Here is a 24111-nt window from a genome sequence, read left to right as displayed (position 1 = left end):
GGGATAGACTTTCGAACTAGGCTCTTGCCAGCGTAGCAACAGATACCCTGCAATCAACTGCATCTAAGAGTGTCAATGCTGCTGAAACAACCGTTGCTCCCGTGGTCAATACATCGTCAACCACAAGGATATGTACGTTAGCCGGCAACATAGTGCCTTTGTAATCGAAAATATCACTTACATTGTCGTACCGGTCGATCCGCCCCTTACCCGTTTGGCTCATTGTCGCTTTCTTCCTGACTAAAATATCTTCCCGCAAGGGGATTCCCATTGCTCTGGACAACCCTCTTCCGAAGTAAGTGGATTGGTTGTAGCCTCTTTTTCGGAATTTGCTACGGTGCAATGGCACAGGAACAATACAATTGATATCCTGATAGGCCTTTATTTTGATTAATTTTAAGCCGTATAGATAACCAAAATATTCTGCAAGAAAAGGTTGGTTATTGTATTTAATCTGATAAATGAGGCGCTCTACGCGACTATCCTTTTGCAATAATAAGAATGAACAGGCCTCTTCCACAGGAGCTTTCCCCCAGAGCTGTCTTGCGGTATCATTATCCGAATATTCGTGAAAGTTAGTATAAGGCAAATGGAAATCGCATGCTGTACAGACAAACTTTTCCTGATATTTTAGCACACAGCCGCAACAGCCACATTCCCTTGGAAAAAATATGGCTATAAAATCGCTAAAAACCTTATTTAATTCGGATTTCATCTGGTTAATTCCCTATTAAAGATAGGAACTATCCTTCAGATTATGCTTCGGATTCCTCTTTTTCCTTATCTTTAATTGCTAATTGTCCGCAGGCTGCATCGATATCTTTACCACGGCTACGTCTCACATTCGTGATGATACCTTGGCTTTTTAAATAATTTGCAAATACCTCGATTTTATCTGCTTCAGCGTTCAGGAAATCGGCCAGTGCGATAGGGTTGTATTCAATCAGGTTGACCTTACAAGGAACATGTTTACAGAACTTGGCCAGTTCTTTTGCATCCTCCAACTCATCATTGAAATTGTTAAAGACAATATATTCAAATGTAATTGGGCTCTTTGTTTTCGCATAAAAATATTTGAGTGCTTCTGCCAATGCTTTCAGTGAGTTCTGCTCATTGATAGGCATAATTTCATTCCGTTTTTTGTCATTTGCCGCATGCAAAGAAAGTGCTAGGTTAAAACGTACCTGATCATCACCCAATTTCTTAATCATTTTTGCGATACCCGCTGTGGACACCGTGATCCGCTTGGCGGCCATATTCAATCCATCCGGCGCTGTAATGCGCTCAACAGACTTCATCATATTGGCATAATTCAACAAGGGCTCGCCCATCCCCATATAAACGATATTTGTCAGTGGCTGCCCATAGTGCTCTTCGGCTTGCTTGCTGATAAGAACGACTTGATCATAGATCTCATCGGCATTAAGGTTCCGTTTACGGTCCATATAACCTGTTGCACAGAACTTACAGGTTAAGCTACAGCCCACCTGTGAGCTGACACAAGCGGTCATTCGTTCCGGAGCAGGTATTAACACCCCTTCAATGATGTTGTTGTCATAGAGCCAAAAACTACTTTTAATTGTTTTATCTGAGCTGATCTGAGATTCTTTGACTGTAACTGCATTGATCGTAAAATTCGCTTTCAGCTTCTCACGAAGGGGCTTACTCAAATTACTCATCTGATCAAAATCTACGCAAGATTTCACCCAAATCCATTCATAAATCTGCTTCGCACGAAAGCCCTGCTCCCCCAACGCGGTAAGTTGATCTTTGATCTGATCCAAAGACAAACTCCTGATATCTATTATTTTACTTTTTTCAATCACGGTACAAAGATAAGAATAAATAAGTGACAAAAAATCCCGTTCTAAGAAATAGAACGGGACAACTGTTATGTATGTGTTTTAAAATAGGTAGGAGCGAGGTTCAATTAGCCATGAATGGCTTCTTTACTTCCGTACGACTGAATTAGCTTCCCTTCAAATTCCAACCACTCCTTCCAACGCTTTTCTACGTCGACGTCTACGGAATATTTGCGTGCAAAATTTAGAAATGTGGTGTAATGATTTGCCTCAGACACCATTAAATCATAGTAAAACATCGCAAGATCTTTATCTTGAATATTTTGTGAAAGCACTCTAAAACGTTCACAGCTACGGGCTTCAATCATCGCCGCGAATAATAAACGGTCAATAAAAGCCATATTTCTACTGCCATCTTTTTTAGAGAATTTCATCAATTGACCGACATAATCATCTTTTCGTTCACGACCCAAGGTATAGCCACGTTCTTTGATGATATCAATAACCATCTTAAAATGTTCCATTTCTTCGATGGCAATTGCTGTCAGCTCATGCACCAAATCTTCGTGTTCTGAGTTGTTGGTAATTAAGGATATGGCATTTGAAGCAGCCTTTTGTTCACACCAGGCATGATCTGTCAAAATCTCTTCTAAATTTCCTTCTGCAATGTTTGCCCATCGCGGATCTGTCAACAACTTTAATCCAAGCATCTTACTCTCTAAAATGATTTACGACACAAAGGTAGCGAATATCTCAGCGTTAAAAAAATGATAATCGCTCTTTAGGCATCTTTATGAAGAGCCTTTCGAATTTCAGGTGCTATTTTCTCACCAAAAATCTCTATAGAACGCAGCATTTCTTTATGCCCAGGGGCGCCCACATCCATATGTGCAGAGAAGCGTGTCAATCCAAATTTCTCCTGTATTTGCAATATTTTATCTACGGCATAAGCAGCATCCCCAACAATAAGGTGTCCTCTGGAAGACCTTCCGAAGTCATATTGTGTGCGTTGGTATGGCGGCCATCCACGACTTGCACCGATACGATCCATCTGTGCCGAATAAATCGGATAATAGTAGTCTGCTACCTGCGCGTTGTTATCGCCAAAGAACGCATGCATGTGTACTCCGACCTGAAAATTAGCCATATCATGCCCATTATCCTCATATGCTTGACGGTACATGTCAAATAAATGATCGAAGCTTTCATACATCCCGCCGATGATGGCAAACATAACCGGTAAGCCCAACTTTCCGGCACGGATCACAGAAGATGTTGTGCCACCTACTGCAACCCAAATCGGTAGTGATCCATTTTTAGGTCGTGGGAAAACTTCCTGATTGATTAATGGTGCTCTAAAATTACCGCGCCAAGTAATTGGATTTTGCTTATTCAGGCGAAGCAAAAGCTCTAGTTTTTCCTCAAACAACTCGGAATAATCTTTTAGATCATAACCAAATAAAGGGAAGGATTCAATGAAGGATCCTCTTCCAGCCATGAGCTCAGCACGTCCATCGGATAAAAGATCGACGGCTGCGAAATCCTGAAATAATTTAACCGGATCGGCAGAACTTAATACCGAAACTGCACTGCCCAATTTAATATTTTTGGTAACGGTAGAAACCGCAGCCAAGATAATTTCGGGTGCTGCAACCGCATAATCTGCACGGTGATGCTCCCCTATTCCAAAGAAATCCAATCCTACTTGATCCATAAGCTTGATCTCTTCAATAATTTCTTTCATTCTATCTTGTGCTGCCTGGATTTGACCTGTAACAGGATCTATCCTCGAGTCGCCAAACATTCCTATTCCTAATTCCATTTTTATCTATTTTATAAGTCATTCAAAAGTAACACCTTCTTTCCCTGAATTATTTGATCTAGGATAAGAAAATGATACCGCACCATACCCTGGATCACAAAAAAATAAAGAGCTGTCTATTTGGTCGCCTACTTGATCTGACCATCAACAAAGTTATACAAGGCTCCTCGGCTAAAAGAGTGCAACAGTATTCTTCGCGACCTGGTCTGCATTGCCACTAAAATGATGCCCGCCGGAGAGGTATTTTTTTGTAAAATTCTTAAGTGTTATCTTCTGTATCGGGAAATCAGCTTCATCATCACCAAGAATAACGCCCGTTTTGACTGCACCCATTCGATTGATTTCCGCGATCACGTCAAGACTCCGTTTTGTATTACTCCGACCCAAAATATCCGCTATATGAATCTCCAAATCTGTTGACACAGATGGTTCCAGCAGGACAACACTCTTTAGGTTCTTCTTAATGACGGGATCCAGGCGATTAATAATAAAAGGAACCGCGTCTGCGCCAAATGAATACCCCACTACAAAAAGATGCATATTTTGCCGTGCTAAGAGTACGTTTTTCAGTGTATTCGAAACATCGGCAGCAATCTCACTCGGGCTTTTCTTCTTCCAGAAATAGGTTTTCGAATCGATCGCTGCCACAGTATATCCTACTCCAGCAATCAGCTCACAAAGCTTGTTAGAGAATGAATTAAATCCACCATCGCCACTCAGATAGAGAACCAAAGGTAATGCAGCTTTATTGTTCCAATATTTCATGTCAATCAAACGCTGTTGTGCAAACGCATGAAACGCCATGCCAGCAATTATTAATAAGGTAGCTATTTTTTTCATCTGTACAGCATCTACATGAAGCTATTCGTTCGGTTTCATTACTTTGACCAGTGCTACAGGAAGTTGTATGAGATCAAAATCATTATCAAATATAAGGTATTTATTTTCCCAAAATGTCGCATACTTCTCTTTAAAGTCGCGCAGGCTATGGTAATGTTTAAAGTTACCCAATCGTGTTGAGGCAAATTTCATAATCTTTTCTGCGGGACTATCTGTCGCCCCCAACCCCGTCATCGGTACCATGCCCAAATTTAGATAGACGTACTTTTTGGCCTTAGCATACCCAATAAGCTCAACAATCAATGCATCCATGCTACCACCCGGTGCATCAAGAGACTTCCGAATCATATCGTAGGTGCACTCATCTTTCGCATAGTCGGGGATGATATTCAGAAAGGCTACGATAGTATTCTGCTCATTTTTCAGTACAATGATATCTTGCAAAATAAGCTCATTTTCATCAAACATCCCTTGTGAAAAAACCATTTCCTTTTTATCAAATTCTTTTAACCATTCGTTGGAAATTATCCTTAACTGATCTATAATTGCTTTTTCCTGCGGCGCTTTCAACACTTCTGTTGTAAAACCCTTTTTTTGAATTGCATTAAGTCCATTGCGTAATGACTTACGTTCTTTTCCTTCGAGCTTGAATGTTTCCAATTCTAATACAGCCTCTTGTCCAATGGTGATCTTCTGTTTACGTAGGGATGAAAAATGAACCAAACTATTTTCATCAACACGGTAATAAATGGCCTTTAAACCATTCGCATAACAGTATTGATCGAATTCCTGGACCAACTCTTCCTTATCCCCCTGTTCACAGACAGGCTCATCCAATACAATAGCAAATTCATTCGCCAAGCGATAAGCGGTAAATCCCTCCGAGACTTCTGAGAAAAACAAACTCTTATCTTTTCCCAATTTAAAGAAATCCATGGGAGACTGACCAAACTCAATCAATAATTGTTCTGCACGTTCCAATTCAGATTGGCTAGAGTCTTCATCTGCGAGGAGACGGGGACGGGCTAACGCGTAGATTAGTAGGAGCCAACAAAAAAGTCCAAGTACTTGCGTAATCCGCAGGAATTCTTGTCCAAATGCCGTTTGGGGCATCAATTCATCATCAGCAAACAAGAGGAAGCTTCGTGCTGTATGATAGATAGATTGTCGCCAGGTGAAGTCGACACCGAAATGCTGTTTATCAATGAAGTAGAAGCTCAATACGTCAAACAGGCATATGGCTAGGAGAGCAACAAAAAATGTGATAAACCCGATTCGCACCCAGCGAATATTACTCTTGATCCGATATTGCTTATAGCTCACGGCCAGTAAAATCAAGGTCAATAAAGCAACCGAAGCTTCTTCATAGTCCAATGCCTTAAACACGTGCCCAAAAAGCGACAAGGCGCTAAACACTACGGCGATCCAAAATGCAATTCGGAAACCTTTGATCAAGTAAGTCGAGGTCACCAACAGCCCTAAGCCTAACACTAACACCATAAATTTGGAAGCGTGAATTGCTTCTAAAGGCAAATAGAAACGATCAAGTTTCATCCGGTCGGCCAAAGGAGGCGTCAATACAGATACGAGATTTACCATGCCCAAGAAGAAGATAAGCAGCGCTGGGCCAATACGTGCCAGCAATTGTTTCCCACGCCATGCAAAAGCCAGAAGCCCCAGGACTAAAGGTAGCCAAAATTCGAATGCCCGGTAGAGAATTGTAATGCCCAATCCTTCTGCCTGCGAGTAGCCGTACGCTTTAAAAATATACAGCATAGTCAACTCTACAGCCCCAAGCCCCCGTAGAAAAGGAGAAACAATCATCAATACCACCGAAACAGTATAGGCAATAGCCGCAGCCTCGAAAGAGTGGTCCAAACCAAGGGCATACATACTTACAAAAGCATGGGCAATACCGCAACATTCAACGACCATCGATGCCAGCATGGTACCCAACAAATATTTTAGCTTGACCTCTCCTGAGAATATTTCATCAATATTAGAGGCTACAGCAGGAAATTTTAGTTCAACCCAACGATAGACGCCTTTGTGTGTTCTAAAAGACCAAACGAGCCAAAATACGACGCCCAGAAGCAGCCCCAAAACCACCAATGAGATCCAGGCATCACCAAAATTTTTATTGTGCCAAATCGTATACAATATAACAGGTACACCGATCAGAAAGACCGTCAGTAGTCCGACATAGCCATACAGCGCCCCTGCTTGATGAATTTGCGTCGTATTCAAATTTCTTTTTCGCAACTGCGTCGTTGTATATGCCAAAGAACTAATCCCACCCGCAGGCAGAAACACACTGAGTAAATTTCGCTTGAGGAAAAGATCAATAGCGATTCTCAGGTTAATAGAAAGGCCTATCGCTTTAAAACTCTGCACATACATCAATCCCTGAAGTACAATATAGACGAGAGTAATTCCAACGCCGACCAAAACCCAGGTTAGATTGGCCGCACGCAAATGTGGAATGATGGCAGCAAGCTCTTTTCGTTCATTTCTAAAAAATACAAAGGCCAACAAAATAACCAAAACAGCTATTAGTTCCTTCCAATAGGTCTTTGGTGAAAAATGTCGAATTCGTTGCGCAATAGTTTTGGCCATATAATCGTTTAATGATGAATAACCTTGAGATATAGTATAAACACGAAATAAAGCTAATCGTTTGAAAATGACTAATTGTTAATTTTTCGTCAATTCTTTTCACATTAATCAGTAATTTTCCGGCATGAAAGAGAAAAAGGTTTTGTTCATCGGACTGGTGTGGCCAGAGCCAACATCTTCAGCAGCGGGCTTCCGTATGATGCAATTAATTGAGACGTTTATTAATCGCTCTTATCAGATTACATTTGCTTCTGCTGCTGCCAAATCGCCGTATAGTGCACCTTTACAGTCTCTCGGGATCCAGGAACAGGCCATCGTACTGAATAGCAACAGCTTTGATGAATTTATTGCGCAACTTAAGCCCGACATTGTTGTATTTGACCGCTTTATGGTAGAAGAGCAATATGGTTGGCGTGTTGCACAGCATTGTCCAGATGCACTCCGCGTACTTGACACGGAAGATTTGCATTTTTTGCGTCAGGCGAGACAGACATCCGTCAAAAATAACGGTGATTTTTCCTTTCAAGAGTTATTTACTGATACGGCCAAACGGGAAATTGCCGCGATATTGCGCAGTGACCTCTCGTTGATCATTTCCGAATCCGAAATGAAGATTCTGATCGAAGAATTTCGCATTTCACCCGATATCCTTTATTATCTCCCTTTTCTTGAAGATGAGATCACTGCTGCCGATGTGGAGCAATGGAACACCTTCGAAGAGCGCAAGAACTTATTATTTATCGGAAATTTTATCCATGAGCCGAACTGGCATACGGTACAATACCTAAAAACACAAATCTGGCCGCAATTACGGAAGATGCTCCCAAAAGCAGAATTACACATTTATGGCGCCTATGCAACCCAAAAAGTACTACAGTTAAACAACCCAAAAGAGAATTTCCTGATCAAGGGCCGAGCGGAATCTGCTCGTCTGACCATGGAAAGTTACCGTCTACTGGTGGCTCCAATTCAATTTGGTGCCGGTGTGAAAGGGAAGTTTATCGACGCCATGCAGACAGGCACTCCATCTGTTACCACGACAGTTGGAGCAGAAGCCATGAAGGGTAATTTGGACTGGAATGGGTTTATCGAAGACGATCCCGAAACTTTCTGCCGAAAGACTGTCGAACTTTACGAAAACGAAGATCTTTGGAAAACGGCCCAAGAGCATGGTATCCGTATTATCAACGAGCGTTATGAAAAACGAAAGTATCAGGCTGACTTTATGACGAATCTATCTTTGTTAAAAGCGCAGATTGACAGGCACCGCCAACAAAACTTTATTAGTCAGATATTGTTGCACCACACGATGCAGAGCACAAAATATATGTCTTTATGGATTGAAGAAAAAAATAAATAGATCTTTAGTTGACATCACGCCACCAAGGCGCGTATACTGTATCTAATCTATTAAAATGGATCATTTCCCCTATTTTTGGTGTAAGGAGAGTGATCTGTTCTTTGTTCGCTGTCTCGTAAAATTTCTCCATTGGCTCTTTCCAGTCGTGCATAGCCAACGCAAACTTAGAAGAATGAACGGGCAAAATAGCTTGAGCTTTCAGATCCTTCGTTTCAGCAGCCCATTCGTCAGGTAAGGAATGGATATAATGCCAGGCATCGTTATACTGGCCATTTTCCAAGATTGCTAAATCAAATGGACCGAACTGGTCACCTATCTTTTTGAAGTGCTTACCATATCCGCTGTCTCCACCCAAGAAAATAGTGTACTGGGAAGTCTTTAACACAAAGGATGTCCACAAGGTATTATTCCGTGTAAATCTTCGTCCCGAAAAGTGCCTTGCGGGTGTGAAGGTTACCTGAAAATCGGGCGCCAGTTTTATCTGGTCGTACCAATCACCCTCGATGATCTGATCGGCCTTATATCCCCAAGATTCAAAATGCGCCCCCACGCCAAGACCACAAATCACCCGACCAACTTTATCCCTCAATTTCACTACAGTCTCATAGTCCAGATGATCGTAATGATCATGCGAGATAAACAAATAGTCAATTTTCGGAAAAACCATCGTCGCATAGTCGACAGACATCTTAAATGCTTTATTGCTACCTGGTATGGGAGAAGCATTTGAGCTGAATACTGGATCTACCACTATTAATTTTCCATCTAACTTCAATAGATAGGAGGAGTGACCAAACCAAATCAGTACGTCATCTGCGGGAAGATGTGCTAAATCGCATTCCATAGCTGGCAATACACTGATAGGTTTTAAGTGTGGGGATTCTTGTTGAAAAGGAAATCCCACAACAAAGAGACCATATTCACATCGCCTTTCAACGATGGCGTTACTTCGAGGTTATGAAAAATACCATTTTTAAAATTGCGGGACTGTTTCATACGTTCAAGCCGAGCTCCCTTGAAACTTCCACCAAACATTGGATGAACAAAATAATAAAGCACGCTACTGATGAGCGCAATCAATAGCGTCGCTAATACAATCCATCCAATCGTTTTCATTAGAAGTTATTCTTCCACATCATCGACTCCACCGGACGCATGGTCTTGCCATTGTATTTTGCGTTACCTTTGGTGTTATAAAATGTCTCGATATCGCCTTCTACAGCAAAATAGATCAATTGTCCAATTGGCATTCCCGCGTAAACCCGAACAGGCTGAGCAACCGAAATTTCCAAGGTCCAGGTATTACAGAAACCGACATCGCCCTTTCCTGCAGTTGCATGAATATCTATCCCTAAGCGACCAGTACTCGATTTGCCCTCTAAAAAAGGAACATGCTTATGCGTTTCGGTGTATTCTTGCGTAACGCCTAAATAAAGGGTATTGGGTTCCAATACAAAACCTTCTTCCGGGATTTCAAAATGCTGAATTTCATTGTGTTTCTTGGCATCAAGTACACGGTCTGCATACGTTGCCAAATATTTCCCCAAATGTACATCGTAGGAATTTGTTCCCAAACATTTACGATCAAATGGTTGAATGACAATACTGCCATTTTCAATCTCTTCGAGAATTCTTTTATCAGATAAAATCATGTGTATCAAAATAGCAAAAGCGTCAGGCAATGCTATACAAATTCAAAAATACAGTTCTCCCACTAATTTTACTTCATTTTTCAAAACAAAAATCTGCGATTTGTTTTTTAAATTTGGGTATGAGTCTAGTGTATCTACGTGAAATTGATAACCAAACCAAATTTGCAATTTGGCGAATTGAGGAATCGGACGACGATTTACTGTCGAAGCTTCAATTGGATGAACGTGAAAAAGCAAAATTAGGGTCCTTTAATAAAGGGAAAAGACGGTTGCATTGGCTTGCCACACGTGTGCTATTGCGAACCTTATTAAACACATCCCGCTATATCGAATGTCCTTCGGATGCAAATGGCAAGCCTTATCTCGCTAATTTCCCCCAAAAAATATCACTTTCACACTCCTTTGATTACGCTGCAGCAATGATCAGTACAAAAGGTGAGGTTGGTATCGACATGGAAATCATCAAAACAAAAGTAGAGCGCATCCAACATAAGTTTCTAAAACCTGCGGAGCTTGCATTCATCGCCCAGGATGATAGCCGATATGAGCAGCTTTATGCTTGCTGGTGCGCCAAAGAAGCGATTTATAAACTTCAAGGCAACGCTGGAGTCTCCTTCTTGAACAACATGACCATACAACCATTCGAATATCAAACACAAGGCATATTAAAACTTGAACTCGACAGCGATCAAGACAAACATATTTATGATGTCCATTACGAGAAGTTCAATGAATATATGCTCGCATACGCTGTAGAATAGGTCCTTTAAAAAAATAATTTTTCTCAATTTCAATGAATTAGCACACAGACAGCACTTTTTTTTTGTGCTTTTTGAAAAAGCTTCTATATTTGCATCATCGAAAACGATATGGCCCGTTCGTCTAGGGGTTAGGACGCAAGATTTTCATTCTTGAAACAGGGGTTCGATTCCCCTACGGGCTACACATCTAAAAGTCAAAACATACAAAAGCCTGCAAATTAAATATTTGCAGGCTTTTTTGTTTTTCAGTATCTACAAAACTTACACGAATGGGGATCATGGGGGATCATGTACAAAAGTTGTGGAGGGGATAAAAAATAATTAGATATTTGTGCTTTGATATTTATACAGATGCACGAATCTTTTAACGCGTTAATGCCCTTAATTATTCCCGAAGGAGTTTCCGATTATTTTGAGATGACCCACTATTCCAAAGAAGAAAAAAGACTGGATATCTTTCTGGAGGAACTCAATAATACACCTGAAGAATATCAAGGCCAGAAGTTGATTTCCAAGGGGTTTTTCGAACCCGTTACCCTTCAAGATTTTCCTATCCGTGGCATGCAGGTCTATCTTCATGTCAAGCGCCGCAGGTGGCTCAACCAGGATACCGATAAAGTAGTCTACAGAAATTGGGAACTAGTAGCCAAAGGGACGCGCATCACACAGGATTTCGCAGCTTTTTTAAAAGGTATCAGCGGACAACCAGGCTCATAGCATTCAGACCATCAGTTCATTCTATGGGATATCAGCCAGTAAACTAAGGAGATACTACCGCAATAAACTGAGCGGTTTCCAGGATTGGGAGCATCGCGAAAATTGGATTCATTTCGCCGGGACGGATGCGGCTCTTTTTAAACATATCATGGGCCAAGTGATTCATATAGATGACGCGGATTCAAACAAACATGCCAACCGCATCCAGCTCTTCGAAAGCATCTACAAAAATCTGGAAATGGGGTACAGCCCAGAAAATTTGGAGTATACGAGTTTTTGCTTTCAATATTTTTTAGCTTCCATTCAATATCAGACACAGTTTAGAGAAAGTAACCGAATTCAAGTAGACAATATTATACAGGACATCATCATATTTATGAAAGACAACCTGGAGAACAATATCAATCTGGATGATATTTCAGCACATTTCAGCTACTCCAAATCACATCTTATAAACTTGTTCAAGCAGAAAACATCTTACCCTCCCATGGTATATTACAATCAACTCCGTATGCAAAGAGCTTGCTCTTACCTACAATTTACACTACTTAAGATTAAAGAAATCGCATTTAAACTCCACTTTTATGATCCCTTTCATTTTTCAAAAGCGTTTACACGAGAAATGAAAATGTCGCCACAAGAATACCGAAAAAAATATCAAAAATAATGGCAGTTAAACCTTTCAGATCCAGATTCATAAGCCATCCTGACCAATTACCTCTAAACGATTGGTTATAAACGATTGGCTCTCCATCCGAACATCTTTTCTTGGCGCTATCTCATCTCTTCATCGACATTCAAACCTGCCAATGCACAACGTATAGCATTTAACGAAGTATTGCGGCATTATTCAAAATTGGGTGTCCTTTTCGCTAAAAATGCTGAAACACCTTCTTTGAAATCGTCTGTTCCGAACAGATGTCCAAAGGCATCCATTTCCACCTTATTCCCATTCTGTTGTTTATCTTCAGCGGCGTTAATGGCTGCAATAGCATTTGCCACCGCAACACGCGAGCGGGTAAATATCTTTTGGAGTATTTCCTCCGCTCGAGCAATTAGTTTATCCTGTGCGATCACCTCATTGACCAGTCCTAGTTCATAAGCTCGCTGCGCATCAATCATATCGCCCGTTAAAATCATTTGCATAGCTTGTCCTTTTCCGATCAATTTGGGCAAACGCTGCGTACCTCCGTAACCGGGAATCAGCCCCAAAGAAACCTCCGGAAGTCCCATTTTGGCATTTTCAGAAGCGATACGGATATGGCAAGCTAAAGCCATCTCGAGTCCTCCGCCCAAAGCATATCCATTTATAGCAGCAATAACTGGCTTCGGAGAAGCTTCGATAAGATCCGTAAAAATAATATGTCCTCTTTCACTAAGCCATCGCGCCTGAATTACAGACAGATCCACAAATTCCTTGATATCCGCGCCCGCGGCAAATGCTTTATGTCCAGCGCCGGTCAGGATAATACCCCTTACATGATCATCGGAATTGAAATGTTTGAAGATATCTTGCAATTCATCAAGTGTTTCCTGATTTAGGGCATTCAGTTGCGGTTCGCGATTAATGATAACATAGCCAATACTATCTTTAATGGCATACTTTAAATTTGAATATTGAACCATAATTGCTAAAAATTAAAATGTAAGGATGCCGTAAAAGTATCAGAAGGTACACCTTCACCGCCTTTATAGCTTAATCTCTTTTTATACTCTAATCTAATCAATTTAAAGATATTATCCACCCCCACAAGTCCTTCTACATAAGGTTTGTTACGCACGGCTTTTGTTTGAATAATACCATCTTTGTCCGCTTCAAACTGAATATTTTCGGGCGTAACAAAAGGGTTATTGGCATCGCTTAATTTGCCATAAAAAGCTTTGAATCCCGTCACTTCACGCCATTTTAACCGCCTGAACAACGGAATTCTATTAAAAAAGAAACCATTCCAGTTGTGGTAATAGGTCAGTTTCAAAAACTGGTCTGAAACAAATTCCGAGGTAGCCATCAAATCAAAATTCACCAACGGCCCCTGCTTATCTCTATTGACATCAGGGAGTTCCAGTAAGGTATAAGGCAGATGTTTCCCCCAAATTCTTCCTCCTGAAAATTCAAAATCCGCCTGCCCCGCTGGGGATAAAAATAGTCGTTTGAAAATGCTAAAGCGTAATGCATCATAACTATAGTCTGCGCCCCAAAATCCTTTCAGTCCTTTATTATATTGCAGGGTAAAAATGGGATATTTGTTTTCTACGGTTCCTCTGTCGAGATTATGATAAGTAAATTCTTCATTCGGAGCCCAACGTAAAATCAGCTGTAGGTCATTTGTATTGACTTGTCGGACAGTATCAGGTAAAGGTAGGCTATTAATATAAAACAAGTCAGCGCGCGGTTGTCTGCGGGTATGCGTAAACGCCGTTCCTACGCTAACATGGTTCCCAAATTCGATCAGATGATCGATACGATAGATATCATTAAATTGCCATTTATTAGGCCTGTTTTTCCCAAAAGAACGGAAGAAACCATCCCCTTTTAAAAAACCCAAACCTCGCCCCGGTTCCATGACGTCATGCTGTACTGTAAAGCGTAAATAATTTGCCGGAAACTGAACAATACGTTCTCCATTTAAAGTAAATGCCGTACTCAGGTAGTACTTTAGCGCTTTGTCCTTATCGCCATAGGCTGTGTATCCTTCAATGTAGGCTTTTTCCGAAAATAAACGCGTCGTCCGACCACTCAGGCGCACACGATTCCCCTCGTAATTATTGCGGCTATAAAGATATTCCAGTGGACCAAATTCAACTTTCCCGGCATTATAATATCCCTTTGCTAACAAATAACCCAATGCGACCAACTGATTAAAAGAACGCATATTCTGTACCGAATCAACCTTTTGATAGGCTCCTAATTCAGCATGGCTTAACGGAGTTGGTCTAACCCCTACAATGGGCACCTGCGGTGCGGACGGGAGGAGATACCTCTTTTCAACTGGTACACCAGCAAAATTCTCATTCGAAATAGAATCTGTGCGATATCCCAGGTATTGGGTTTCCCTGCGTCCATACAATACATCTGACTTGCTCCCACCAAATAACATTTTTAGATCTGCACGAACAGGGAGCATGCTACCATTTTTAAATTCACTATAGCTGAGATCTATTTGCACGTCATTGATCCAATTGATATTTGCAGAACGTCCGATATTCAAAGTTGCGCTATGAACAGCATACCTTGTATCATCTGAGATCAGAAGATCACCGTAGAAGAGCAGATCAATAGCCGATTTACCTTCAAAATGGAGCTCAATATAATCCTTGCCTTCGATCTTGACCGTATCTTGAATTTTGTACCTATAAAACGCTGTAGCACCTGCAGCAATTGGGCTCAAGACTCCTTTGTTTGTGATCTGAATTGTATTATCATAGAGATCAACATCACGGAGTATCGTTTGAAACCGCGTCTGCCAATTGTCATTGTTAAAAAAGCGTGGATTTAATTCGGTCTGATTGTGGCTGATGACAATCTTCTTACTACGATCTGGATTATGGGATGAATAGATATTAGCATAGTTTTCTTCCAAATAAAAGGGTGCAATGGTCTGCCCCCGAAAAGCTGTAGAATCGACATTTTCAAAAAGGAATCGGAATGGTTTCGGAAATTTTTTCGCTTTATCTTCAGGATTGACAAAACCAAATTGCGTCTTCTCGTATTCGTCAAAACGAATTTCAGGTATACGGGTATAATGATTTTGTGGTCGATGCGCTATCACCTGTTCAATCAGTGCAATAGCTGGATCTTTAGGCTTTTTGCTTTTTCTATTGACCACGACCTCCTCTAATGTATTATTCGAGGCAATTAAATGCACTGTCAGCATAGAATCTTGTAACCGACGGACATCCACTGTCCGCCGCTCATACCCCACTGCTCCAAATACAAGCTGTCTGTATTTCTTGATATCTTGAATCTTAAAATACCCAAGGGTATCGCTGCTACCACCGCTATCTTCCCCAAGCCAGTTGATTGAAACCCTTGAAATGCCCTTGCCTGTTTGTGCATCAATGACCTTTCCACGAATAAAGTCCTGTGCAATTACTTGTTCGCAGATAACGAAGAAAAGTAACACACATAAAACATGAATCGAAAAAGATTTAACACACACTTTAAACGCCATCTGCAATTTGATAGGATTTCTTTTTTACAATATACAATTTGTATGCAAGAGTTATACCAATAAAAATAAAAAAAGCACAGCGAAATCGCCATGCTCTAATAAACAACAAGTATTTTAACAGAACCTTTATATTAATTTTAAAAGACAGTCTGGATATACCCCAATTAATATGGTAAGCATTACGGCAAGGAATAATACCAATGAATAATTCCACTGCACATTGACACAGGATTCGTCACTGTCTCTAAAGTACATCGCAACAACAACTTTCAAATAGTAATACACAGCAATGCCTGCATTGATTACCGCCAATACGAGCAAAACAATATGATAATTTTCCATAACAGAAGAAAACATCATAAACTTACCGATAAATCCAGCTGTCAGTGGTATTCCCGCAAGGGAAAGCATGGCTATCGTGATGGCAAATGCGAGCAAAGGATTTCGTTTACCCAAGCCATTAAAAGCTTCAAAATGCTCGGAGCCCGTCGTTTTCTTGACTAGGATCAATCCCGTAAAGGCAACAATGGTTGCCAGCGAATAGGCAAGGCCATAAGCAAAGATACTGTTAGCCGAAGTAGCCCCTACTGCTACAATCGCAAATAACATATACCCAGCATGCGAAACACTTGAATAGGCAAGCATGCGTTTGAAGGAAGACTGCATTAATGCAGAAATATTTCCAACAAATAAGGTGAGAATGGCGATCACTAAGAAAACTGGAGTCCAAAAATCTTGTAAAGGCAATAGACTATAACTGAATAAACGTAACAATCCGGCGAAAGAAGCAACTTTAACGACCGTACTCATATAACTCGTAATCAGTATCGGAGCCCCATCATAAACATCTGGTGTCCAGAAATGAAAGGGAACAGCCCCCACCTTGAACGTCAGTCCCACAATGAGGAGCAATATACCTCCATAAAACAAAGGCGAAATTGCCTGCGGGTTATTGACGACATAGTTTTTGATTTCACTTAAATCAAATGATCCGGTAGCACCGTATAACAGGGCAATACCAAACAGTAGAAACCCAGTAGAGAAAGCGCCCATCAAAAAGTACTTTAATGCAGCTTCATTTGATGCTTTGTCTCTTTTACGTATCCCGACCAAAATATAAAGCGCTACAGACATAATTTCAATACCTAAAAAAAGCATTGAAAAATTATGATAACTATTCACAAGAACAGCACCTGTGAGGGAGAAAATCAATAACGAGTAATACTCCGCAATTTGTCCCTCCTCATCAAAATATCCCTTTGAGATTACAAAGATACACAAGGTAACCGCGATACATAAGACCGAGAAAGCAATAGCGTAATGATCAAAATGAACCATCCCACTAAAGAGCGGTCCGCTGGTCGAAGTCCAGTCATTCCATAAGAAACCAAAAGCGACCAAGAAGCCAAGAATAGAAACAGGCAGCAGCATAGATTTCATCTTGAATAAGCCAAGGTAAAGGACGACTAATGCTAATATCGAAAGTGTAATTATTGCACCCATACAATTAAATATATCTATTATCTGCCTAAAAATGTACTTAAAACTTCCACAGAACCTGCAGAAAGGTTCAATAGGAAATTAGGGAATATACCAATATAAAGGATCAAGACAGAGACCACCGTCAATACAATAAGTTCCGTTCCTTTTACATCTTCAAATTGTATAGTTCTTTCGGTCGTTTCTCCCAGCATCGTTCCTTGATAAAGCCTAAGGATATAAACTGCACCCAGAATTAAGGTTAAACCAGCAAAAACAGCAAACCAAAATCCATATTGAAAAACGCCTTTCAATAATAAAAACTCACCAATAAATCCATTCGTTAATGGTAACCCCACTGCTCCCATACAAATAATCATAAAGAAGATGGCCAACCGAGGCGCCTTGCTTGCTATTCCACCAAGCTCAGTAAGACGACGTGTCTGTGTGCGCTGCTGTATAATATCCAACACATAAAAAAGTCCTATCACAGAAATACCGTGATTTAACATTTGAATAGTTGCTCCACTCAGGCCATTCGTATTCCATGTGAAGACACCAGCACTAATTAAGCCAACGTGAGCTATTGATGAATAGGCGATCAATCGCTTCACATCATCTTGTTTAATTGCAATAATGGAAGCATAGACGATCCCAATAACGCATAAGATCATTGCAAAATGTCCGTACAGCGCAACACCGGCTGGTGCGATAGGCAATAGCCAACGCATTAAACCATAAACCCCCATTTTGAGCATGATACCCGCCAATAACATCGTGCCTGCTGCAGGTGCGTTTGTATACGTATTGGGTTGCCAAGTATGAAAAGGAAAAATTGGTATTTTGATGGCGAAAGCAACAAAAAAAGCCCAAAATAACCATCGCTGTGTGTTTTCCCCCAAATCTAATGCAATAAATGAAGTCCATTCAAAATCACGATTGGGCACTTGTTGATAGAGATAAAGAATACCGATCAACATCAAAAGGCTACCCAAGAAAGTATAAATAAAGAATTTCAAATTTACGCGGATACGATCTCCTTCACCCCAAAGTGCACAAATAAAATAAATCGGAATCAAGGCAATCTCCCAGCCCACATAAAAAGTAAACGCATCCAAGGCCATAAATACGAGCAATAAGCCCGCTTGCATAAAAGCCATTAAAGCATAAAAGTTTCCTTTATAATCCTTCTTAAAGGTTGTGGCAATAATTAAAGGCATCAGCCCATTCGTCAATAAGATCAACGGCAAGCTAATTCCATCAACGCCGATATGAAAATGAATATGCAATGAAGAAATCCATAGCCAATTTTGTTCAAATTGCATTCCGCCATTTGCGTCAAAAGTACAAAGGAAAGGAATAGTCAAAGCCAAAGACAGTAATGATAAAATCAAGGCAATAGACTTTGCAGCATTGGTCTTTAAGAACGTTAGAATCAATGCGCTTATTAACGGCAATAAAATAAGTAAAAACAAGTTATCCATCGATTATACCAAAATTAAAGACTCAACAATCCATAGATGAAAATGGCAATCACCCCAATTACCATCATCAATAAATAAAAACCAACATTACCATTCTGGAGCAAACGCAATACCTTTCCGGTATCAAATGTTGCCTTACCGGCACCATTAACAACGCCATCAATGCCACGTTGATCCACAACATTCCCGAAGAAAGCTGAGAGCCAATTGATGGGACGTACAATGATGCTATCATAAAGTTCATCCACGTAAAACTTATTGTAAGATAGATTCGCCAAGAAACTTCTGGCACCTTCTCCCGCTTCAGGTAACTGTTGTCGTTTAACATACTTATTAAAGGCTAAAGCAACCATAATCAATACCCCAACAACAGAAACGGCCATTAATAAATATTCAGTACTGTGTTCCAAATGATGAGTTGCAGGTATTATTGCTTTTCCCTCTGAGAACACTGGCGCCAGGAAATCCTCAAGCCAATGATTACCTCCCAAAACAGCTGGTAAGTTGATTACACCTCCAACCACAGAAAGTATAGCCAATACAATGAGTGGCATGGTCATACTCTTTGGAGATTCATGCAAATGATGTTTTTGCTCTTCCGTACCACGGAATATCCCAAAAAAGGTCATAAACAACATCCTAAACATATAGAATGCCGTCATTAATGCACCAATAAAACCTAACCCCCATAAGACCGGACTAGCGGCAAAAGCCCCTGCCAATATTTCGTCTTTGGAGAAGAAGCCAGAGAATGGTGGAATTCCTGCAATCGCAATTGTCCCCATCAACATCGTCAGATAAGTAATAGGCATTGCTTTCTTCAAGCCGCCCATTTTACGCATATCCTGTTCCTCACTCATACCATGTATAACAGATCCGGCCCCTAAGAAAAGTAATGCTTTGAAAAAGGCATGAGTCAATACATGGAAAAAGGCTCCAGTAAATGCTCCGACACCTAGGCCAAGAAACATATAGCCCAATTGTGAAACTGTGGAATAAGCCAATACTTTCTTAATATCATTTTGTGTCAATGCAATCGCAGCAGCTAACAGGGCTGTACAGATAGCTATGACAGAAATGAGCTGCAAGGTAAACGGTGAAAGAATAAACAATACATTGGAACGTGCAATCATATAAATACCGGCTGTAACCATCGTTGCCGCATGGATCAGGGCCGACACGGGGGTCGGGCCAGCCATGGCATCTGGCAGCCAGGTAAACAAAGGTATCTGCGCCGATTTACCTGTTGCAGCAATAAATAACAAAATGGTCATGCTAACGACTGTGATATCACCAACAGCAAAATTCTTGGCCGCTGGAAATACAGTCGAAAATTCTAAGGACCCAAAAGTTCCAAGTATTAAAAATACCGCAAGCAGAAAACCCAAATCCCCTATTCTATTCATCACAAATGCTTTTTTTGCCGCATTTGCATACGAACTATTCTTATACCAAAAGCCAATCAATAAATAGGAACAGAGTCCTACACCTTCCCAACCGATGAACATGACCAGGTAATTGGATCCCAATACCAATAGCAACATAAAAAAGATAAAGAGATTCAAATAGGCGAAGAACTTACCAAATCCATTATCATGATGCATATAACCAATGGAATAGACATGGATAAGGAAACCAATTCCGGTAACGATTAAGAGCATGATCGCACTTAACGGATCTACCAAAAAGGACAGACCTATCTTGAGATTGCCCACTGCAATCCAATCAAATACATGTTGTTCAATGATGCCTGCTTGTCCAGCTTGTCTCGCTTGGTAGACTTCGGAGAACAGAAGGCAGCTACATACAAAAGAAATAAGCACAACAGCGCTGCCAACAGCGCCTATCATACCTTTGGAAAAGGTATTCCTACCCAATCCATTCACTATAAACCCGATTAAGGGCAAAAGGGGAATCAACCAAACTAATTCACTCATCGTATTTATTTCTTAAGTTCTACCAACGAAGTTTATTTAAGGAATCGATATCCACAGACTTCGTATTCCGATATACCATAATAATAATCGCCAAGCCAACGGCAACTTCTGCCGCCGCCAATGCCATGATAAAGAAGACAAAGACCTGTCCTGACGAATCGCCATGCTGCACTGAAAAAGCAGCTAAAAGAAGATTCACCGCATTCAGCATCAACTCAATAGACATCATAATAATAATGACGTTACGGCGAATAAGAACACCGATAACACCAATAACGAAAATAATCGCACAAAAAATCAGATAATGATTTATTGGCACCCCCTGCAACTGTTGAACAACTGTTTCCATTAGATTTGTTTAGGTTCTTTCTTAGCTAATAATATTGCTCCAATCATTGCCGTCAATAACAATAATGATGATAATTCGAAAGGAAGCAAAAATTCGTTAAACAACACCTTACCCAAATTCTTAACCAACCCGATTTCTGGATTAACAACAGTCAAGGGATTAGAAATATCAAATACGCGGTATACACCGAAGAAAGTCACCAATAGGCAACAGCCGGCGATAACACCCATAAACTTAACCAAGTTGGATTTCATGGGTTCGGTATCCTTATTCAGGTTGAGCAGCATCAATACAAATAAAAACAAAACCATGATGGCTCCCATGTATACGATGAAATTCACCACTGCCAAAAACTGTGCATTCAAAAGAATATAATGTATTGTAAACGTAAAAAACGTAATGACCAAATACAGTACACTGTGTACAGGATTTTTTGTAAAAATGGTCAGCAGCGCAAAGAAAATAGACAAGAAGGCTACAAAATAAAATACTGTCATAATTTCCTGGTTTAGCTCTTTAATTTGGTAATATCAAAAGTTGGTTCTACCAATTTATCTTTTCCATAGATAAAATCCTTACGGAGATAATCTGCTGTCACATGTGGTCCATCCAGATAGATCGCTTCTTTCGGACAGGCCTCTTCACATAGACCACAGAAAATACATCGCAACATATTGATTTCATATACTGACGCATACTTTTCCTCGCGGTAAAGATTTTCTTCACCTTTCTTTCGCTCGGCAGCAGTCATTGTAATCGCCTCTGCAGGGCAGGACAAAGCACATAATCCACAGGCTGTACACCGCTCACGCCCTTCCTCATCACGTTTGAGCGAATGTTGCCCCCTGAAGTTTTTCGAATAAGGTCTTATTTCCTCAGGATATTTAATGGTCGGTATTTTCTTAAAAAAATGCCTTAATGTAATGCGTAAACCTTTGATAATAGCGGGAAAGTAGATTCTTTCCGAAAATGTCATCGGTTTTTGTTCAATTACTTTTTTACGATTGGTTAGTTGCATAAAAAGTCCTTTCTTATGAGAAATAAGTATCTTTAATCAATGTAAATACACCTGTAAGTACAATATTGGCAATAGCCAATGGAATCAACATCTTCCAGCCTAGATTCATCAATTGATCGTAGCGGAAACGTGGTAAGGTCCAACGCACCCACATAAAGAAAAAGATAAACAGCAATATTTTAATGAAGAATACAACCACCCCGATGATCGTGATCATATTGGCAGACAATCCCATATCATTCATAAAAGGGAAATTATATCCGCCAAAATAGAGTGATGCCATCAATGCAGAGGAAACGAACATGTTAATATATTCGGAAAACATGTAGAGTCCCAATTTCATGGAGGAGTACTCCGTATGGTAACCACCAACAAGCTCCGTTTCACATTCCGGCAAATCAAATGGAACCCGATTACATTCGGCAAAAGCACAGACCATAAAAATGATAAAGCCCAGCGGCTGTGCCCAGATATTCCAATTGACAAAACCCGACTGCTGCGCAACAATTTCTTCGAGTGTCAAAGTGCGCGTTACCATCAATAGCGCAATAAGTGATAATCCCATTGCAATCTCATAACTGATACTCTGTGATGCTGCACGAATTGCCCCCATAAGTGAGAATTTATTATTGGAAGCCCATCCGCCCAACATGATACCATATACACCTAATGCAATCACACCAAACATATACAACACCCCTACATTGATCCCTTGTGCAACCTGCAAAGAAATCGTTCGGTCTCCAATCTGTAGCTCCTGCCCCCAGGGAATAACGGCTGAACTAATACATGCCGTTATAATCGCAATTGTAGGCCCCAAAATAAAAAGCACCTTATGTGCACCAGCGGGTATAATTTCCTCCTTAAAGAAGAATTTACCACCATCACACAGCGGTTGCAAGATACCAAAGAGACCAGCCCGATCAGGACCATATCGATCTTGCATAAAGCCTGCAATTTTACGTTCCGCAAGTGTCGAATACATCGCGATCACCAAAGTGATAACGAAAACTATGGACACCAGTATTAATTTTTCTATGACAAAAGACCACTCCATGTTTGTGATTATTTCAATTTTTCTGTTCTAGCCAACTGTTCGCGATTTTGTTCCTGTAGTATCGGATTCTCCTTAACAACTTTCGGCGGATTAAATAACTCGTAGTGATTGGCAGAAATGACGGAATGTCGGTCTATTTCTGTTGGTTCCTCCAACACCCAATCGCTCGTTTTTTTCTGATCAAAGCGACAGGTATTACAGATAAACTCTTCCACTTCACCAAACTCATCCTTTCGAGCAGTTACCCGAATGACCTCTTCTCCCTTATACCATAAGGTTACCTTACCCGAACATGTCGGACAATCGCGATGTGCATCGACAGGCTTCGTAAACCATACCCTGTTCTTGAAACGGAAGGTTTTATCTGTCAAAGCTCCCACAGGACATACATCAATAACATTTCCGGAGAAATCATTATCGATTACATTTTCAATATAAGTCGATATCTCGGCATGATCTCCTCGTCCTAAGATACCGTGTACACGCTGGTCGGTCAACTGATTTGCGACATAAACACAACGGTAACATAAGATACAACGGTTCATATGCAATTGGATCTTATCGCCCAGATCAATGCGTTCGAAGGTACGTCGATCGAATTCGTAGCGTGTATGAGCGCTGCCGTGTTCATATCCGAGATCCTGCAATTTACATTCACCAGCCTGATCGCAGATTGGACAATCCAAGGGATGGTTAATCAATAAGATTTCAACAACACCTTTTCTTGCTTCCACCACCTCTGGCGAAGTAATATTTTGTACTTCCATACCGTCCATCACCGTTGTACGACAAGAAGCCACCAATTTCGGCATCGGTCTTGGATCTTTTTCAGACCCCTTGGAGACTTTTACCAAACAGGTACGGCATTTACCGCCACTCCCCTCCAGTTTGGAGTAGTAACACATTGCCGGAGGGACTATATCGCCGCCGATCTGTCTCGCTGCATTTAATATGCTTGTCCCAGGAGCAACCTCTACCGGTATACCATCGATGGTGACCTTAAACTTTACATCTTCCGCTTCTGCCATGATATGATTAATTTATC

Annotated in this window: 23 protein-coding genes and 1 tRNA gene; 5 read left to right on the top strand and 19 right to left on the bottom strand. The window is 40.7% G+C overall.

The features are described 5' to 3' along the window. Positions 1 to 16: 16 nt before the first annotated feature. The 6 genes from AACH28_RS16955 to AACH28_RS16930 form a co-directional block, all read right to left on the bottom strand. A complete protein-coding gene (locus tag AACH28_RS16955; RefSeq protein WP_115046362.1) occupies positions 17 to 715 on the bottom strand; it encodes a ComF family protein in 699 nt (232 codons plus the stop codon). A gap of 40 nt (positions 716 to 755) precedes the next feature. Continuing rightward, positions 756 to 1856: a 23S rRNA (adenine(2503)-C(2))-methyltransferase RlmN gene (gene rlmN / locus AACH28_RS16950; RefSeq protein WP_376746079.1), complete on the bottom strand. Its 1101-nt coding sequence runs from the start codon at positions 1854 to 1856 to the stop codon at positions 756 to 758. Between the two features lie 74 nt (positions 1857 to 1930). After that, the gene (locus tag AACH28_RS16945) at positions 1931 to 2512 is read right to left on the bottom strand and encodes a tRNA-(ms[2]io[6]A)-hydroxylase (RefSeq protein ID WP_341831068.1); all 582 of its coding nucleotides are present in this window, start codon (positions 2510 to 2512) and stop codon (positions 1931 to 1933) included. 71 nt (positions 2513 to 2583) lie between these two features. Further along, a complete protein-coding gene (locus AACH28_RS16940) occupies positions 2584 to 3624 on the bottom strand; it encodes an Atu2307/SP_0267 family LLM class monooxygenase (protein ID WP_341831067.1) in 1041 nt (346 codons plus the stop codon). Positions 3625 to 3795: 171 nt separating this feature from the next. Continuing rightward, positions 3796 to 4464 (bottom strand): AcvB/VirJ family lysyl-phosphatidylglycerol hydrolase, encoded by a 669-nt coding sequence (locus AACH28_RS16935; protein WP_286752806.1) that lies wholly within the window; start codon positions 4462 to 4464, stop codon positions 3796 to 3798. Between the two features lie 21 nt (positions 4465 to 4485). After that, positions 4486 to 7080: a phosphatidylglycerol lysyltransferase domain-containing protein gene (locus AACH28_RS16930; protein ID WP_341831066.1), complete on the bottom strand. Its 2595-nt coding sequence runs from the start codon at positions 7078 to 7080 to the stop codon at positions 4486 to 4488. A gap of 124 nt (positions 7081 to 7204) precedes the next feature. Between AACH28_RS16930 and AACH28_RS16925 the strand changes: the two genes are divergently transcribed. Continuing rightward, positions 7205 to 8440: a glycosyltransferase gene (locus AACH28_RS16925; protein ID WP_341831065.1), complete on the top strand. Its 1236-nt coding sequence runs from the start codon at positions 7205 to 7207 to the stop codon at positions 8438 to 8440. A 4-nt stretch (positions 8441 to 8444) separates the two neighbouring features. Here AACH28_RS16925 and AACH28_RS16920 read toward each other — a convergent pair whose 3' ends face one another. The 3 genes from AACH28_RS16920 to dcd are packed head-to-tail and all read right to left on the bottom strand — an operon-like array spanning position 8445 to position 10092. Beyond that, on the bottom strand, positions 8445 to 9284 hold the full coding sequence (locus AACH28_RS16920; protein ID WP_341831064.1) for an MBL fold metallo-hydrolase: 840 nt from the start codon (positions 9282 to 9284) through the stop codon (positions 8445 to 8447). A 23-nt stretch (positions 9285 to 9307) separates the two neighbouring features. Next, positions 9308 to 9556: a hypothetical protein gene (locus tag AACH28_RS16915; protein ID WP_341831063.1), complete on the bottom strand. Its 249-nt coding sequence runs from the start codon at positions 9554 to 9556 to the stop codon at positions 9308 to 9310. Then, complete coding sequence (gene dcd, locus AACH28_RS16910) at positions 9556 to 10092, bottom strand: dCTP deaminase (protein WP_341831062.1); 537 nt, start codon at positions 10090 to 10092, stop codon at positions 9556 to 9558. Before dcd ends, AACH28_RS16915 begins: the two co-directional genes overlap by 1 nt. A 119-nt stretch (positions 10093 to 10211) precedes the next feature. Here dcd and AACH28_RS16905 point away from each other — a divergent pair, with 119 nt between their 5' ends. The 4 genes from AACH28_RS16905 to AACH28_RS16890 all read left to right on the top strand — a co-directional run bounded on the left by AACH28_RS16905 (position 10212) and on the right by AACH28_RS16890 (position 12237). Then, on the top strand, positions 10212 to 10853 hold the full coding sequence (locus AACH28_RS16905) for a 4'-phosphopantetheinyl transferase superfamily protein (RefSeq protein WP_312482719.1): 642 nt from the start codon (positions 10212 to 10214) through the stop codon (positions 10851 to 10853). A 110-nt stretch (positions 10854 to 10963) separates the two neighbouring features. Continuing rightward, a tRNA-Glu gene (locus tag AACH28_RS16900) sits at positions 10964 to 11035 on the top strand. Positions 11036 to 11204: 169 nt separating this feature from the next. Next, complete coding sequence (locus tag AACH28_RS16895) at positions 11205 to 11570, top strand: transposase (RefSeq protein ID WP_149525777.1); 366 nt, start codon at positions 11205 to 11207, stop codon at positions 11568 to 11570. 148 nt (positions 11571 to 11718) lie between these two features. Next, positions 11719 to 12237, top strand: a complete 519-nt coding sequence (locus tag AACH28_RS16890; RefSeq protein ID WP_312482419.1) for an AraC family transcriptional regulator — start codon at positions 11719 to 11721, stop codon at positions 12235 to 12237. Between the two features lie 179 nt (positions 12238 to 12416). Here AACH28_RS16890 and AACH28_RS16885 read toward each other — a convergent pair whose 3' ends face one another. The 10 genes from AACH28_RS16885 to AACH28_RS16840 all read right to left on the bottom strand — a co-directional run bounded on the left by AACH28_RS16885 (position 12417) and on the right by AACH28_RS16840 (position 24094). Then, the gene (locus tag AACH28_RS16885; RefSeq protein WP_248932720.1) at positions 12417 to 13196 is read right to left on the bottom strand and encodes an enoyl-CoA hydratase/isomerase family protein; all 780 of its coding nucleotides are present in this window, start codon (positions 13194 to 13196) and stop codon (positions 12417 to 12419) included. Between the two features lie 5 nt (positions 13197 to 13201). Beyond that, entirely contained in the window at positions 13202 to 15742 is a 2541-nt protein-coding gene (locus tag AACH28_RS16880; protein ID WP_341831061.1) for a DUF5686 family protein, read from the bottom strand. 126 nt (positions 15743 to 15868) lie between these two features. Beyond that, positions 15869 to 17245 carry an NADH-quinone oxidoreductase subunit N gene (locus AACH28_RS16875; protein WP_341831060.1) on the bottom strand — a complete coding sequence of 459 codons (1377 nt, stop codon included), beginning with the start codon at positions 17243 to 17245 and terminating at the stop codon, positions 15869 to 15871. A gap of 17 nt (positions 17246 to 17262) precedes the next feature. Further along, a complete protein-coding gene (locus AACH28_RS16870; RefSeq protein ID WP_075990300.1) occupies positions 17263 to 18705 on the bottom strand; it encodes a NuoM family protein in 1443 nt (480 codons plus the stop codon). Positions 18706 to 18719: 14 nt separating this feature from the next. Continuing rightward, complete coding sequence (gene nuoL, locus AACH28_RS16865) at positions 18720 to 20642, bottom strand: NADH-quinone oxidoreductase subunit L (protein ID WP_341831059.1); 1923 nt, start codon at positions 20640 to 20642, stop codon at positions 18720 to 18722. Positions 20643 to 20661: 19 nt separating this feature from the next. Further along, entirely contained in the window at positions 20662 to 20991 is a 330-nt protein-coding gene (gene nuoK / locus AACH28_RS16860) for an NADH-quinone oxidoreductase subunit NuoK (RefSeq protein ID WP_046673084.1), read from the bottom strand. Next, positions 20991 to 21488 carry an NADH-quinone oxidoreductase subunit J gene (locus tag AACH28_RS16855; RefSeq protein ID WP_046673083.1) on the bottom strand — a complete coding sequence of 166 codons (498 nt, stop codon included), beginning with the start codon at positions 21486 to 21488 and terminating at the stop codon, positions 20991 to 20993. The genes nuoK and AACH28_RS16855 overlap by 1 nt, the downstream gene beginning before the upstream one ends. An 11-nt stretch (positions 21489 to 21499) precedes the next feature. Next, on the bottom strand, positions 21500 to 22009 hold the full coding sequence (locus tag AACH28_RS16850) for an NADH-quinone oxidoreductase subunit I (protein ID WP_070560982.1): 510 nt from the start codon (positions 22007 to 22009) through the stop codon (positions 21500 to 21502). A gap of 13 nt (positions 22010 to 22022) precedes the next feature. Continuing rightward, positions 22023 to 23066 carry an NADH-quinone oxidoreductase subunit NuoH gene (nuoH, locus tag AACH28_RS16845; protein WP_286734159.1) on the bottom strand — a complete coding sequence of 348 codons (1044 nt, stop codon included), beginning with the start codon at positions 23064 to 23066 and terminating at the stop codon, positions 22023 to 22025. An 8-nt stretch (positions 23067 to 23074) separates the two neighbouring features. Further along, positions 23075 to 24094, bottom strand: a complete 1020-nt coding sequence (locus tag AACH28_RS16840) for a 2Fe-2S iron-sulfur cluster-binding protein (protein WP_286734157.1) — start codon at positions 24092 to 24094, stop codon at positions 23075 to 23077. Positions 24095 to 24111 lie beyond the last annotated feature (17 nt).

It is taken from the genome of Sphingobacterium thalpophilum (genome assembly GCF_038396785.1).
Classification (GTDB): Bacteria; Bacteroidota; Bacteroidia; order Sphingobacteriales; family Sphingobacteriaceae; genus Sphingobacterium; species Sphingobacterium thalpophilum_A.
The sequence above is the reverse complement of the archived record's forward strand: the minus strand, read 5'-3'. Positions and strand labels throughout refer to the sequence as shown.

Coding starts and splice junctions, on each gene's coding strand:
- AACH28_RS16955 (WP_115046362.1), bottom strand. CDS start 715: ATGAAATCCGAATTAAATAAGGTTTTTAGCGATTTTATAGCCATATTT.
- AACH28_RS16945 (WP_341831068.1), bottom strand. CDS start 2,512: ATGCTTGGATTAAAGTTGTTGACAGATCCGCGATGGGCAAACATTGCA.
- AACH28_RS16940 (WP_341831067.1), bottom strand. CDS start 3,624: ATGGAATTAGGAATAGGAATGTTTGGCGACTCGAGGATAGATCCTGTT.
- AACH28_RS16935 (WP_286752806.1), bottom strand. CDS start 4,464: ATGAAAAAAATAGCTACCTTATTAATAATTGCTGGCATGGCGTTTCAT.
- AACH28_RS16930 (WP_341831066.1), bottom strand. CDS start 7,080: ATGGCCAAAACTATTGCGCAACGAATTCGACATTTTTCACCAAAGACC.
- AACH28_RS16925 (WP_341831065.1), top strand. CDS start 7,205: ATGAAAGAGAAAAAGGTTTTGTTCATCGGACTGGTGTGGCCAGAGCCA.
- AACH28_RS16920 (WP_341831064.1), bottom strand. CDS start 9,284: ATGGAATGCGATTTAGCACATCTTCCCGCAGATGACGTACTGATTTGG.
- AACH28_RS16915 (WP_341831063.1), bottom strand. CDS start 9,556: ATGAAAACGATTGGATGGATTGTATTAGCGACGCTATTGATTGCGCTC.
- dcd (WP_341831062.1), bottom strand. CDS start 10,092: ATGATTTTATCTGATAAAAGAATTCTCGAAGAGATTGAAAATGGCAGT.
- AACH28_RS16905 (WP_312482719.1), top strand. CDS start 10,212: ATGAGTCTAGTGTATCTACGTGAAATTGATAACCAAACCAAATTTGCA.
- AACH28_RS16895 (WP_149525777.1), top strand. CDS start 11,205: ATGCACGAATCTTTTAACGCGTTAATGCCCTTAATTATTCCCGAAGGA.
- AACH28_RS16890 (WP_312482419.1), top strand. CDS start 11,719: ATGGGCCAAGTGATTCATATAGATGACGCGGATTCAAACAAACATGCC.
- AACH28_RS16885 (WP_248932720.1), bottom strand. CDS start 13,196: ATGGTTCAATATTCAAATTTAAAGTATGCCATTAAAGATAGTATTGGC.
- AACH28_RS16880 (WP_341831061.1), bottom strand. CDS start 15,742: ATGGCGTTTAAAGTGTGTGTTAAATCTTTTTCGATTCATGTTTTATGT.
- AACH28_RS16875 (WP_341831060.1), bottom strand. CDS start 17,245: ATGGGTGCAATAATTACACTTTCGATATTAGCATTAGTCGTCCTTTAC.
- AACH28_RS16870 (WP_075990300.1), bottom strand. CDS start 18,705: ATGGATAACTTGTTTTTACTTATTTTATTGCCGTTAATAAGCGCATTG.
- nuoL (WP_341831059.1), bottom strand. CDS start 20,642: ATGAGTGAATTAGTTTGGTTGATTCCCCTTTTGCCCTTAATCGGGTTT.
- nuoK (WP_046673084.1), bottom strand. CDS start 20,991: ATGGAAACAGTTGTTCAACAGTTGCAGGGGGTGCCAATAAATCATTAT.
- AACH28_RS16855 (WP_046673083.1), bottom strand. CDS start 21,488: ATGACAGTATTTTATTTTGTAGCCTTCTTGTCTATTTTCTTTGCGCTG.
- AACH28_RS16850 (WP_070560982.1), bottom strand. CDS start 22,009: ATGCAACTAACCAATCGTAAAAAAGTAATTGAACAAAAACCGATGACA.
- nuoH (WP_286734159.1), bottom strand. CDS start 23,066: ATGGAGTGGTCTTTTGTCATAGAAAAATTAATACTGGTGTCCATAGTT.
- AACH28_RS16840 (WP_286734157.1), bottom strand. CDS start 24,094: ATGGCAGAAGCGGAAGATGTAAAGTTTAAGGTCACCATCGATGGTATA.